Here is a 13399-nt window from a genome sequence, read left to right as displayed (position 1 = left end):
GTAAGGAATGATAAGGGTATTATTACTTGGTGCCGGAACGATGGGAACCGTACATGCAGAGGCTTATAGCAGCCTGGATAACGTTGAAATCGCAGGAATTGTGGATATCAGGAAGGAACATGCTGATCAATTGGCTGCAAAAGTCGGTACAAGCCCATTCTATTCTTACGAGGAAGCGCTGGAACAGCTTGAAGATGTTGATGTTATTGATATTTGTCTGCCAACCTATTTGCATAAAGAGTATGCCATGAAAGCTGCTGACCAAGCGAAGAATGTCATCTGTGAAAAACCGCTGGCCAGAAGTTCAGAGGAAGCGCGGGAAATGATCGATTACTGCAAAAAACATGAAGTAAGGTTGTTTGTCGGTCACGTTGTCCGCTTTTTCCAGGAGTACAACAGTATAAAAGCTACTATAGAAGCAGGAAAGATAGGAAAACCTGCAGTGGTGCGTACAACCAGGGGCGGCACATTTCCGAAAGCCTGGCAAAACTGGTATGGAGACTTTGAAAAAAGCGGCGGTCTGATTTTGGACTTGCTCTTGCACGACTTTGACTATCTGCGTTCTTGTTTTGGAGAAGTAGAGCGGGTGTTTGCTAAAAAAATTGCAAGAAAAGATGCTGATGAGCTGAGCATCGACTATGCACTTGTCACGTTACGTTTTAAAAGCGGGGTTCTGGCACACCTGGAAGGAACTTGGGCACATCAAGGCTTTTCTTCCGGAATTGAAGTGGCCGGAACAGAAGGCATTATCGATTATAACAGTGCCAAAAACAGCCCTTTGAAGCATGTTTCCAGAGAAAAAGAAGCAGGAAGTGCAGGTGTGGAAGTCCCTGAAAGCCCTCTCGCTTCGAACCCTTATCGTGAAGAATTGAAGCATTTCATCGCTTGTATCAGTGATGGAAGCGAACCGCTAGTCACAGCAGAAGATGGTTATCAGGCGATTCAAATTGCAAAGGCTGCCCAGCAGTCCTGTGATACAGGGAAGCCGGTAACGATGAAGGAATTGATGGAGGTGGATGCACGATGAAAATCGGAATCATCAGCTTTGCACATGGTCATGCCTACAGTTACGCTAATGCAATCAATAAACATAGTGATATAGAGCTTGCTGGGGTCTTTGATGAAGACGCGGTGCGCGGAAGGAAGGCAGCAGAGGCTAATCAAACTACTTTTTATGAAAGTTATGACGATCTTCTGGCATCGGATATCGATTCAGTCATCGTGACATCTGAGAATGTAAAGCATAAGGAGCATGTCGTTGCAGCAGCAGAAGCCAAAAAGAATATACTATGCGAAAAGCCGATTGCCACTACGGTAGAGGATGCTGAGGAGATGGTTGAAAGCTGTAAGAAGAACGATGTTTTCTTCCAAATCGCTTTTCCTGTCCGGTACAATACGCCTGTCAAACGAGCGAAAGAGCTGATTGAAACTGGTAAACTAGGCAGGATATTGGCTGTGAAAGGAACGAATCGTGGGACGAACCCCGGTGGATGGTTTATCGATAAGGAAATGTCTGGCGGGGGAGCGGTCATGGATCATACCGTCCATGTTGTCGACTTGCTTCGCTGGTTTATGGACACGGAAGTGACAGATGTGTACGCCGAATATGACAATCTCGTTTCAGGTGGCAAGATTGATGATAGCGGCATCCTGACGATGACGTTGGAAAACGGGGTGTTTGCAACGCTTGATTGCAGCTGGTCCAGAAACGATGCTTACCCCACATGGGGCGATGTGACGCTTGAAGTCATTGGTACAGAAGGTACGTTGACCGTCGATGCCTTCGATCAAAAAGTCAATGTCTATAGTGATAAGGAAGGCGTCAATTGGGATTTTTGGGGCGATGATATGGACGAAAGCTTGATTCGCGATTTTACAGAATCCATTAAAGCAGGCAGAAAACCCTCTATCACTGGAACTGATGGCCTGAAAGCATTAGAAGTGGCACTCTCTGCCTATCTATCCGGAGAGCAAAAGCAGACGGTAACTAATGGGTAAGGTTGTGTTGATATGTTTAACATAGCAATCATTGGAGCTGGCAACATAGCAACTATGCACGTAGCAGCTTATCAAAAGATGAAAGACGTCAGGATCAAGACCATCGTGGATGTCGATGTGGAGCGGGCAAAAATAATGGCGGAAAACGTTGATTGTAAAGCCTCGTCTGATATTGATGAGGTTTTACACGATCCGGATATTGAAGCTGTTGATATCTGTCTCCCTAATTTTCTACATTTAGAAACGGTTATAAAAGCAGCGGAAGCAGGAAAGAACATCATTTGCGAAAAACCGATTGCTTTAACGGTAGAAGATGCTGAGAGAATGTTTGAGATTTGCCAAAAAAATTATGTCGCACTTTATATAGCCCAGGTTTGCCGTTTCATGACTGCTTACCAGGAAATTCATCAACTCCTGGCTAACAAAGAGATTGTTGATCCTAAATTAGTGCGGTTATCAAGGTCGGTTCATTACCCGATACTAGTCGGTCAAGACTGGTATAAAGATGAAAGAAAAAGCGGCGGCCTTTTTCTCGATTTTGTCATTCATGATTTGGATTTTATTGTCTGGAATTTCGGAAAGCCTGAAATCATTTCCAGTCAGCTTATTTCTGAAGAGAAGTTAAAAGGCATCATAATTAATCTAAAAGTGGACGGTGGTCCAATGATAACCGTGAATGGGGTCTGGACAAGTGTCGATCAAGGCGGGTTGCATCAGCGGGTGGAAATAGACGGAACCAATGGCTTTTTACATTATGATAATAGAAATGAAATTCCTTTTGTCTTTAAGAATACTTCAGGGAAATCAAGAATGCTGTCCAAAGAAACTTTGTGTAATGATCCTTTCTATCGTGAGCTCAGGCATATCATTAATTGTTTTCGTGGAACAGAGCAGCCACTCATCACTGATAAGGAAGTGATCCAAACACTGGAGACAGCTATCGAAGCAAGGGAGATAGCACGGGAAAAGGGGCTGAATGAATGAAAAAAGGAATAAATGCCTGGTGTTTTCCAGAAGAGTGGGACGCTGATAAGCTATTCAGAACCGCAAAAGAACTGGGTTTTCGTGGCATGGAGTTGAATGTCGAAGAAAAAGAAGGCTCCATATTTACGCTTGATACTACTGAAGAAGAAGTAAGGCGGGTAATAGAAACAGCAAGCAAATACGGGATTGAAATATTTAGTATCTCTACAGCTATGCTCTGGAAATTCCCGTTGACATCTGAAAACAGAGACACGAGGCAAGAAGGGATAGATATCGTTGAAAAGATGCTGGAGATTGCCAGTCAGTGTCTAGCAGAAACAGTCCTTGTGGTACCTGGGTTAGTGACAGAAGATGTATCTTATGACACAGCCTATAAGCGGGCAATAGAAGCGATAAAGAGATTAACTGAATCAGCAGAGGAAAAGAAGGTTACCATTGGTATAGAAAATGTATGGAATAAGTTTTTGTTAAGTCCAATGGAAATGAGGGGATTTATAGAAGCTATCGACTCACCTTTGGTCGGAGTTTATCTCGATATCGGGAACCTGGTTCATTCCGGGTATCCAGAACAGTGGATTCACCTGCTTTCTGATCAATTAGCGAGTGTCCATATTAAGGATTTTAAAGGAACCGTCGGAAATATCGATGGTTTTGTTCCATTATTAGCTGGAGATATTGATTGGATGAACGTGGCTGAGACCCTTAAGACAAATGGTTATAGCGGATATATTGCTCCGGAAATACCACCTCATCCCCATCATCCCGAAGTACTATTGAAAGCAACTTCAGAGATTATGGATCATTTTTTTCCATTCGATTAGTTAAAATAAGGAGAGAAAATGATGGCAGTTAGCAGAGATGTAGCAATTGGAATCGATTTAGGCGGCACGAAAATCCTTACAGCTTTTATTGATGAAAAAGGAAGTATTTTAACTGAGGGTGAACTGGAAACATTAGCACCTGAGGGACCAGAGGCAGTTTATGACCAAGTGGTGTCCTCGATCTATCGTCTTATAGATGAAAGTAACTTGGATGAAAGCAGAATCCTGGGAATCGGCATCGCGACCGCCGGGGTAATAGATGCGCTTAACAAAGAAGTGGTGTTTGCCAACAATCTAGGGTGGAAAAACATGCCGGTAGGAAGCCTGCTGGAAAAGGAATTCTCCCTGCCTGTCCATATTGTCAATGATGCTAATGCAGCTGCTATTGCCGAAAGTATATGGGGAGCCGGAAAAGGTTCAGAGAATCTCGTTTATATCACAGTAAGTACAGGGATTGGAGCGGGCATTATAAGTGACGGGCGCCTGATTACCGGTGAAGGAGGAAGTGCAGGAGAGTTCGGGCACATTTCGATCGATGCAAATGGGGAAGCGTGCGGGTGCGGCAATATCGGATGCCTGGAAAATCTGGCATCAGGTAGTGCTATAGCGAAAACCGCTCAACATAGACTTAAAATGGGGGCAAAAAGTGATTTTTTTACTTCGCCGGAGAAAGTTTCTGCTGAAAAGTTGGGAAAAGCTGCTCAAGCAGGTGACTCATTTTCCTTTGAAATATTGAAAGAAGCAGCCGTGTCCATCGGTGTCGGTGTAACCAGCCTGGTTCACCTGCTGAATACGGAAGTCATCGTATTTGGAGGCGGGGTCATGAATTTATCAGAGATCATGCTGCCAGAAATCAAAAAGACAGTAGACCAGCGCGGACTACCGAGCATGACGCAAAATGTGAAAATAGTAAAATCGATACTTGGAGTGAATGCCGGGGTATTGGGAGCAGTTGGATTTTACTTTGAATCAAGCGGCGAGGCATTAGCTGTTTCTGAAAAATAAAGAGAAAATAGTAGAACCTTTCACGTAAAGCAGCCCTCCCATTTGAGAGGGCTGCTTTACGTATGATTAGCTTTTTTCCATAAAAATAAAAACAGTCTCTTCTCTCTCTAGCTTCTCGGTCTTAAAGCCCTTGTACCCTAATTTCTCATAAAAGGAAATGTTCTTTGTACTTTTACCTCCAGTAAACAGTTCGAAACGGCAGTCAGAGAAGCGGCTTTCAATCTCCTTCATCAATTTTTTAGCAATCCCTCTATTTTGAAACTCAGGATCTACCATCAATTTCTCTATATGGCAGGTTCCATCTATTTCATGAGCTCTTACGGAACCGACGATTGTTCCATCAAGCGTATACTTTAAAATGAGATTGTCTCCAAAATCTTCTTCTACTTCCGTTACTGTTTGTTTAAGCGGCTGGATATCGTAGTCGTTATAGAGCTCTGCTTCGCTTAGATACGCAGCTTTTTGTATGGCTAATATTTCAGGTGCATCGGCAACACTTGCCTCCGTAATTCTATCCATCAAAACCCTTCCCTCTTCGGTTATTCTATATTCTCTATTTAACCAGAATATACCTCGTTTGTTAAAAGAATGGTTTTAGTAGTTTTGAAGGATAGATTGAGGTATATAGTTGTATAAACCTCTATACTTTTTATTGTTAGAATATTAGAAAAATATAGAAAGGAGAGGAAGAATGTTATCTATAAGTAGATTTAAAGTCCCGGCTTTTCTGTTGCTGGTATTCGTTACGGTTTCCGTATGGTTCTATAACCCTGCAGGGGTTGTAGCGGATGAGAATAACTCTGGTAAGGGAGAACAAATCCAAGTGGATATCATGTCTTATAATATTGCCCACGGCGAAGGGATGGATGATGTCCTGGATTTGCAGCGAGTAGGGGATGTAATCAAAGATTCAGGAGCTGACATTATCGGGTTACAGGAAGTGGATCGGCATTGGTCGGAGCGAAGCAATCTGGAGGACCAGGCTAAGTGGCTTGCTGAATATCTGGACATGCATTATGTCTATGGCGCTAATTTGGATCTGGATCCTGCGGAAGAAGGAAATCCACGTCGTCAATATGGCACAGCCGTTTTGAGTAAGTATCCGATCCTCGACTCGGAGAATCATTTGCTTACCCAAATCATTGAACCTGGTGGGCATAATGAGCAGCGCGGTTTACTAGAAACAGTCATCAATGTGAAGGGAAGTCAGCTGCATTTTTTCAATACCCACTTAGGACTTAAAAAGGAAGAGAGGTTGTTAAATATAGAAGAAATCAAATCTATCATAGCAAAAAGTGATAAGAAAAGTGTAATCGTCGGTGATTTCAATGCAAACCCATGGGATGAAGAAATCCAGCAAATAACAGACGTTTTCGCTGATGTATTTGCAGAATTAGGTATGGATGACACCTATACCTACCCAACCCGCTATGTTGACCCTATAACAGGAGAAGAGACGGAGCCGACGAAGCGTATCGATTACATTTTTTCCGATAAAGATTTGAAGGTGGAGAATGCTGGTTTAATAGAAACTAGTGCATCCGATCACATGCCGATTATGGCTCGTTTCATGCTTGATAGAGAAGTGCCATATGATAACGGCAATTAAATAATGGAGGGAGAAGGTGTTTTGAAGTTGCTATCTAAAATGGTTTTCGTTGCACTCGCATCAGTATTAATGATCGGAATGACGGTTTTCCCGGATACCTTTGCATCAGCTGAAGAAGGATCAGGCGAAAAAGTGGATGTACGAGTCATGAGCTACAATATTGCAGCCGGCGCAGGCTCGGATGGAGTCTATGACACCGAAAGGATTGCCCAAGTAATCAAGGATTCCGGTGCTGAAGTCATTGCCCTTCAGGAAGTCGATGTCCATTGGGGAGCGAGGAGCAATAATGATGACATCCTTGCTGATTTAGCTGACCGGTTGGACATGCATTCATTTTTCGCACCGATCTACGATATGGATCCGCTTGTTGAAGGCGAGCCGCGCAGACAATTCGGCGTAGCCATATTAAGCAAGTATCCGATTATAAAAGCCACCAACCACGACATCACCAGACTTTCCACACAAAATACCACCCCAGAACCTGCCCTGGCCCCAGGATTTGCAGAAGCCATCATCAATGTAAAAGGTGCCCTTGTTCCTTTTTATTCCACCCACCTGGACTACCGAGGAGACCCGACAGTAAGAATCATGCAAGTCGATGACATGCTGAATATTTTTGATGAACAGGCTGGCGAAAAGGTATTGCTTGGCGATATGAACGCTACGCCGGAAGCACCGGAACTGTCGCCACTGTTTGACCGCTTCACCGATGCGTGGAGCGCAGTAAGTGATGAACTTGGTTACACGTTTTCAGCGTTGGCACCTAGTAAACGTATTGATTACATTTTTGCTTCCGAATCGATTGAAGTACAGGATGCAGAAGTTATCGATACGTTAGCCTCTGATCATTTGCCGGTGGTAGCAGACTTGGCTCTGAATCGCGGAGAGAACGGCCATATTATCGAAGGGAATGATTAATCGTGAGAAAACTTCATAAAATTTTTATGGTCCTGTTAGCATTTGCTATGATGCTTCCAAGTTACGCCCACGCATCTTGGGATGACTCAACAAAGCCGGGCTGGGATGATGAGGAAGCGAGAAAAGGCTGGATTCAAAGTAAAATACAGCATATGACGATGGAAGAAAAAATCGGTCAGCTGTTCATGGTCCATGTATATGGTGAAACGCCGACGGACCCAAACTATGAAGATACGAATTTAAAGCAAAACCGCGGCGTGAAAAACTTCAAAGAAATGATTGAGCAATACCATATCGGTGGTGTTATCTATTTTAACTGGACCGCCAATATCGGCACACCAATTGATTTTGAGCAAGTCAATGCCTTATCGAATGGGTTACAGGAAATCGCAATGGATCAGCGGATGCCAATCCCACTGATGATTGCAACGGACCAGGAAGGCGGTGTTGTCGCTCGGGTGACGGAACCGGCTACCGTTTTTCCTGGAAACATGGCTCTCGGTGCAACGAGGTCGACGGATTATGCCCGTCAATCGTCAGAAATCATGGGCATGGAACTGATAAGCCTGGGGATCAATATGGACCTTGCTCCTGTACTCGATGTTAATGTGAATCCGGAGAACCCGGTCATCGGTGTCCGTTCTTATTCGGAAAATCCTGATCTGGTTGCTGACATGGGAGCTGCCCAAGTCGAAGGTTACCAAAACGAGAACGTAATGGCGACAGCCAAACATTTCCCAGGTCACGGCGATACCAATGTTGACTCTCACTATGGACTGCCGATCATCAATCATGATTTAGAGACTTTACATGAAGTAGACCTAAAGCCATTTAAAGCTGCGATTGATGCCGGAATTGACGCCATCATGCCTGCGCATATTGTTGTTCCAGCTTTAGATGATTCAGGATTACCTGCTACCTTATCGAAGCCAATATTGACTGATTTGCTTAGAGGAGAAATAGGATTTGATGGCGTCATCATTACGGATAGTCTTGGTATGTCAGGAGCGAATGTCGTACCAGCCGATCGCGTTCCAGTTGAAGCATTCAAAGCAGGGGCAGACATTTTGCTGAACCCACCGAATGTTCCGCTCGCCTATGACGCGATGATAGAAGCGGTCAAGAGCGGAGAAATTTCTGAAAAACGCGTAGATGAATCAGTTTTTCGAATTTTGGAGACAAAGTTCAAGCGAGGACTTTTCCATGAAGCAGAAGTATCTCCGGAGGCAATTGAAAATATCGGATTAGAAGAGAACTTAGAGCTTGCTGAGCAAATGACAGAGGAGAGCATTACACTTGTGAAGAATGATGCCGTACTACCACTTGATTCAGAAAGTGAAGTGTTCGTGACAGGGCCATCCATAGGAAACCCTGGTTTGCTTGCTGATCTGTTAGGTGAGCGGGGCATAATTGCTGGTTCCTATGCCACTGGGACAAGTCCTACTGCCAGCCAAATAGCTAATGCAGTCGAGCAGGCTGCTGATGCGGACACAGTAATTGTTACGGCTTATACCGCTAATACTAACTCAACTCAGCAACAATTGGTGGGTGAGTTGAAAGCAGCAGAGAAAGAAGTTGTTGTTGCTTCGATGCGAAACCCATATGACATCATGGCTTTCCCTGAAGTTGATGCGAACGTGTTAACATACGGATTCCGCGATATCTCAGTTGAGGCGCTTGCGAAAGTGTTGACCGGTGAAGTCAACCCCACAGGTAAACTTCCAGTTACTATTCCAAAACTCTACGAATACGGTTACGGACTATCTTATTAATTTGAGGTGAAATGCTGTTCCTAAAAGGGAACAGCATTTTTTATTATTAAAAATACAGATAAACTTAACGTACTTATTGGGAATTTGCTCAGATAGTCAATGCTATATTAAAAAACCTCGGCCTTCACACAAAAATTGTTGACTAAAATGAGCTTAAACTAAGCGCTATTTCCCATGCTGCCTATTCCAAATATTAACTGAATCACTTTAAAAGTTAATGCAATCTTTAGTTACTCATGTATTTATTAAGTAATTTTCTAAAAACTATTGACACAATTGATAGAATTGTGCGAAAATTACAAACATAACTTGTAGGACGACCATCATGGTACGTCCTACAAGATAGAAAAAGGAGCGGTTGATGATGAAGTTAGCCAACAGAAGTCTATATCTGCAAGCAAGAGATATGATTTTCGATTTGATTAATGACAATTTGGAGCCCATGGAAAAAATACCATCTGAACAAAAACTTTCAGAAAAACTGGGAGTAAGCAGAAATACCATTCGGGAGGCAATTAGAACATTAGAGCAGGAAGGTTTCTTGTTCAGTAAACAAGGTGTAGGAACTTTTGTGATTGGATCAAAAAATAGTCTGAAGACTAATATTACTACATTAGAGAGTTCTACCAACATCATTAAAGCACAAGGATATATTCCAGGAACGATGAATGTTTTTTCTGAAGTGCAAACTGCTCCACATAGAGTTGGTAAACAGCTTTCATTAGAGGAAAAAGGGGGAGAAGTCTTCTATATTGAAAGGGTCCGTACTGCTGATACAACACCGGTTGTATATGTAGAAGACTATATCCCATATGTAAATGGTATGGAACACGAATACGAGGAGCAGTATTATGAATCTTTATTGAAGTTTCTCGACAAGTTTGGAATGGAAATTTCATTCTCTGTTTGTTCTATAAAAGCAGTGATCAGTGATGACAAGATAGCATCAAAATTGCAGCTTAAAGAACAAAGTGCATTATTACTACTTAAACAGACGCACTATTCAAATAATGGGGTTCCTGTCCTATACTCGGACAGTTTTTATTTAAGCGATAAGTTTGAATTCAATGTTATCAGGAAAAGGGGGTGAAAGTTTTCTGTTCTATTACTACCTTAGTGTTCCTGCGTTTAATAAACTTTAAAAAAAGGAGGAAAATGAATGAGCACAGTAGTAAAAGCAGTTTCTAACAGCAGAAAAATGAAAGGGCTTACAACAGTGGACATTGTACTTATTGCCATTTTAGCTATCGTTAATGGGGTCGCGCTAACCTATATAGCTATGCTGAATCAACTGCTTACAGCTATAGGCGGACCAATCCTGACTTCCATCACTTTAGGTCTTTACAGTATTTCAGGGGTGTTAGCTGCTTATATAATTCGAAAGCCGGGAGTCGCATTTTTCACCTTGACATTAGCTGGAGTTGTTCAGATCATCTCTGGAAACCCTAATGGGCTAGTTGCAATAGTAGCGGCAACCACTGATGGATTAGGAGTTGAACTAGGTTACGCGTTATTCCGTTATAAGCGTTGGGATTGGTTGAGTACAGCAGTAGCCGGTTTTCTTGCTGTCCCTTTATGGTTTATTATTGCAGCATTTTGGTTCGGTTATTACAAATGGGGAATCACCATTCTTCTGATTGCATTTGCAGTCCGTTGTCTAAGTGGTGTTGTCCTGTCTGGCTGGTTAAGCAAGATAATAGGTGATGTGTTAGTCCGTACAAACATATTAAAAGGCTTCAATATTCATAAACAGCGGCAGAAAGAGGTGAATAAGGATGAAGCCGACCATTCAGCTTAAAAATGTAACTTATATTTATGAAGATGAAACAGAACCGGTTTTAGAAGATTTATCCTTAGAAATATATGAGGGTGAATTCGTGCTGATAGTTGGGCCGAGTGGTTGTGGAAAGAGCACTTTATGTCAAACATTCAATGGCATTATTCCGAATGTCATGGAAGGTCGTATTGGAGGAGAAATCATAGTCGAAGACAAGGATGTGCTTCAACTTGATTTAAAAGATTTATCTACAAGCATGGGGCTTGTTTTTCAAGACCCAGATGCTCAGCTTTGCAACATTTATGTTGAAGATGAAGTGGCATTCGCCCCTGAAAATTTGAAGGTTGAGCCCGATGAAATTCGTAAACGTATCGCCGATTGTCTTGAAAAAGTAGGCATGCAAGGATTTGAGAACAGAAAGGTTTTTGAATTATCTGGAGGACAGAAACAAAAAGTTGGGATTGCTTCTGTATTGTCTATGGAACCAAGCACATTGGTTTTAGATAATGCCACAGCGAATTTAGATCCTCAGGCAACCAAGGATATATTTGATCTCATGCAGGTGCTCCATAAGGAATATGGTCATACGATTGTGGTTGTAGAAAACAAAATTGACGATATCATGCATCTTGTTGATCGGGTGCTAGTCATGGATGAAGGGAAAATTGTGAAACAAGGAACCCCCCAGGAAATTTTAGAAACCTCCATTGATGTCCTGGCAGAAATGGGAGTGTGGGTCCCTGAAATATCAGAGCTAGCGGTTGAATTAAAAAACAACGGAATGAAATTAAACCGCTTCCCCATTTCAGTAGCAGAGGCCGTAAAGGAACTACAAGGCAAGTGGGAGATAAAAAAACCACCATTCTCCGTCAATAATTTAACCGAAAGACAACCAGATGCTATATCAGTAAAAGACTTAAGCTATTATTATCCTAACGGTACACATGCATTAAAGGATGTAAGTTTTTCTATCAAAAAGGGCGATTTCGTTACCATTTTAGGGACGAATGGGTCCGGAAAAACCACGCTTGTCAAGCATTTAATGGGAATTATCAAGCCGCCGAAGGGAAAGGTTTTTCTTAAGGGGGAGGATACATACCAGCGAGAGCTGCTATCTATGACGGATGATATTGCTTATGTATTTCAAAACCCTGAGCATCAATTTGTTTCAGATAATGTCTTTGAAGAGACTATCTACAGCCTGCGAGTAAAGCATGGGGTCGGGAATGATGAAGAATTACCTAACGAAATAGTCGAACAAGGAATACAGGCTTTAAAGCAAATCAATCTAATTGATCAGAAGGATAAACACCCATTTATGCTAAGTGGAGGCGAAAAGCGTCGATTAAGTGTTGTTGCTTCTCTCATACTTGGTCAAGATGTAGTGATTTTGGATGAGCCTACAACAGGCCAAGACTATGCAAGTGCTACTCGACTTCTGGAGTTGTGTAAGGATTTGCAAAAACAGGGGAAAACCGTAATCATGATTACTCATGATATCCGGTTGGTTTGTAAGTGGGCGGATTCAGCGCTTGTCATGCACCAAGGTGAACTGATCTATGAGGGGGATGTTAAGAAGTTGTTTATGAACGAGGACGTTCTTAGAAAAGCTTCCCTGATTGAGCCCCCTATCTCTCAATTAGCTAAACAGCTTTCTGTTAATTCTCATGAAGAAGCTGTTATCACTATTGATCAGTTTCTGCAAACCGAAGGGAGGATGAAACAAGTCTTATGAGCTTAGCCTTTCAATTCCATGAAAAAAAATCATTCATGCATTCTCTCGACCCGGTCACAAAGCTTATTTGGATGGTTTGTATCTCTATTCTCGTGTTTTTATATGAAACAGCAATTCCCCAGTTAGTTCTGTTCACTATCGTGTTCAGTACAGCTTTGATTCTTGCCAGGTTGAGTATCCGCTTTGTCATACGTGGAATATGGATCATGTTGTTGTTCAGTATCGGCTTTTTCATTCTCCAGGTTCTACTGGTACCAGGGGAGACTGTTCTTTTTACTATTGGCCCGATAAATATATACTCCGAATCAGTGGATTTTGCGTTAGCTATCACCTTAAGAATACTCACCATATTTACAACTTCCCTCATTTTCGTTGCGACCAGCGACCCAAGAGATATCGTCAACTCTTTAACACAAAAACTTAGAGTACCCTATCGCTATGCGTATTCCATATTTGTTGCCCTTCGTTTTGTTCCCACATTAGAGCAAGAAGCTAGAGTCATAGAGGCAGCCCAGACCATCCGTGGGGTCGGGAAACAGAAAGGCTTGAAAAACAAGGCTGAAAATATGAAAAGGTTTACCCTTCCTCTATTGATGGGCGCGGTGAGAAGAGTCCGTGTCACCGCTAATACTATGGAAGCAAAAGGATATGGAGCATACCGTGACCGAACTTATATCCGGAGAGTCTCATATACGTCTAAAGGAGTCATGTTCGGAGTGGTATGGTGTTTAACAACGGTTTATCTAATTGTTGAAAAAATAATTTGAAAGGGGGAGTTAA

General features: G+C 42.4%; 13 protein-coding genes. 12 read left to right on the top strand and 1 reads right to left on the bottom strand.

Features of this window, described 5'->3' with window-relative positions; all coding sequences use genetic code 11:
• Positions 1-7: 7 nt before the first annotated feature.
• From ACGTNI_RS16930 to ACGTNI_RS16910, 5 genes are read left to right on the top strand one after another with little or no spacing between them, the layout of a single operon-like run.
• The gene (locus tag ACGTNI_RS16930; RefSeq protein ID WP_394463864.1) at positions 8-1027 is read left to right on the top strand and encodes a Gfo/Idh/MocA family protein; all 1020 of its coding nucleotides are present in this window, start codon (positions 8-10) and stop codon (positions 1025-1027) included.
• Complete coding sequence (locus ACGTNI_RS16925) at positions 1024-1998, top strand: Gfo/Idh/MocA family protein (RefSeq protein ID WP_394463863.1); 975 nt, start codon at positions 1024-1026, stop codon at positions 1996-1998. Before ACGTNI_RS16930 ends, ACGTNI_RS16925 begins: the two co-directional genes overlap by 4 nt.
• A 12-nt stretch (positions 1999-2010) precedes the next feature.
• Positions 2011-2982 carry a Gfo/Idh/MocA family protein gene (locus ACGTNI_RS16920; protein WP_394463862.1) on the top strand — a complete coding sequence of 324 codons (972 nt, stop codon included), beginning with the start codon at positions 2011-2013 and terminating at the stop codon, positions 2980-2982.
• Complete coding sequence (locus ACGTNI_RS16915; RefSeq protein ID WP_394463860.1) at positions 2979-3803, top strand: sugar phosphate isomerase/epimerase family protein; 825 nt, start codon at positions 2979-2981, stop codon at positions 3801-3803. The genes ACGTNI_RS16920 and ACGTNI_RS16915 overlap by 4 nt, the downstream gene beginning before the upstream one ends.
• A gap of 21 nt (positions 3804-3824) precedes the next feature.
• Complete coding sequence (locus ACGTNI_RS16910) at positions 3825-4808, top strand: ROK family protein (protein ID WP_394463859.1); 984 nt, start codon at positions 3825-3827, stop codon at positions 4806-4808.
• 66 nt (positions 4809-4874) lie between these two features.
• Here the strand turns inward: ACGTNI_RS16910 and ACGTNI_RS16905 are convergent, their stop codons facing one another.
• Positions 4875-5327 (bottom strand): GNAT family N-acetyltransferase, encoded by a 453-nt coding sequence (locus tag ACGTNI_RS16905; RefSeq protein WP_394463858.1) that lies wholly within the window; start codon positions 5325-5327, stop codon positions 4875-4877.
• Between the two features lie 172 nt (positions 5328-5499).
• On the opposite strand from ACGTNI_RS16905, the gene ACGTNI_RS16900 reads away from it, so the two are divergent.
• The 7 genes from ACGTNI_RS16900 (at position 5500) to ACGTNI_RS16870 (ending at position 13386) form a co-directional block, all read left to right on the top strand.
• A complete protein-coding gene (locus tag ACGTNI_RS16900; RefSeq protein WP_394463857.1) occupies positions 5500-6417 on the top strand; it encodes an endonuclease/exonuclease/phosphatase family protein in 918 nt (305 codons plus the stop codon).
• Positions 6418-6438: 21 nt separating this feature from the next.
• On the top strand, positions 6439-7335 hold the full coding sequence (locus ACGTNI_RS16895; RefSeq protein ID WP_394463856.1) for an endonuclease/exonuclease/phosphatase family protein: 897 nt from the start codon (positions 6439-6441) through the stop codon (positions 7333-7335).
• Positions 7336-7337: 2 nt separating this feature from the next.
• A complete protein-coding gene (locus ACGTNI_RS16890) occupies positions 7338-9107 on the top strand; it encodes a glycoside hydrolase family 3 protein (RefSeq protein WP_394463855.1) in 1770 nt (589 codons plus the stop codon).
• 364 nt (positions 9108-9471) lie between these two features.
• A complete protein-coding gene (locus ACGTNI_RS16885) occupies positions 9472-10197 on the top strand; it encodes a GntR family transcriptional regulator (RefSeq protein WP_394463854.1) in 726 nt (241 codons plus the stop codon).
• 69 nt (positions 10198-10266) lie between these two features.
• Positions 10267-10905, top strand: a complete 639-nt coding sequence (locus tag ACGTNI_RS16880) for an ECF transporter S component (protein ID WP_394463853.1) — start codon at positions 10267-10269, stop codon at positions 10903-10905.
• Complete coding sequence (locus ACGTNI_RS16875) at positions 10883-12619, top strand: ABC transporter ATP-binding protein (protein ID WP_394463852.1); 1737 nt, start codon at positions 10883-10885, stop codon at positions 12617-12619. The genes ACGTNI_RS16880 and ACGTNI_RS16875 overlap by 23 nt, the downstream gene beginning before the upstream one ends.
• Positions 12616-13386, top strand: a complete 771-nt coding sequence (locus tag ACGTNI_RS16870; RefSeq protein WP_394463851.1) for an energy-coupling factor transporter transmembrane component T family protein — start codon at positions 12616-12618, stop codon at positions 13384-13386. Before ACGTNI_RS16875 ends, ACGTNI_RS16870 begins: the two co-directional genes overlap by 4 nt.
• The last annotated feature ends 13 nt before the right edge of the window (positions 13387-13399 follow it).

The organism is Thalassobacillus sp. B23F22_16 (assembly GCF_043496955.1).
In the GTDB taxonomy this organism is placed as follows: Bacteria; Bacillota; Bacilli; order Bacillales; family Halobacillaceae; genus Thalassobacillus; species Thalassobacillus devorans_A.
This window is presented reverse-complemented; position numbering and strand designations above follow the sequence as displayed.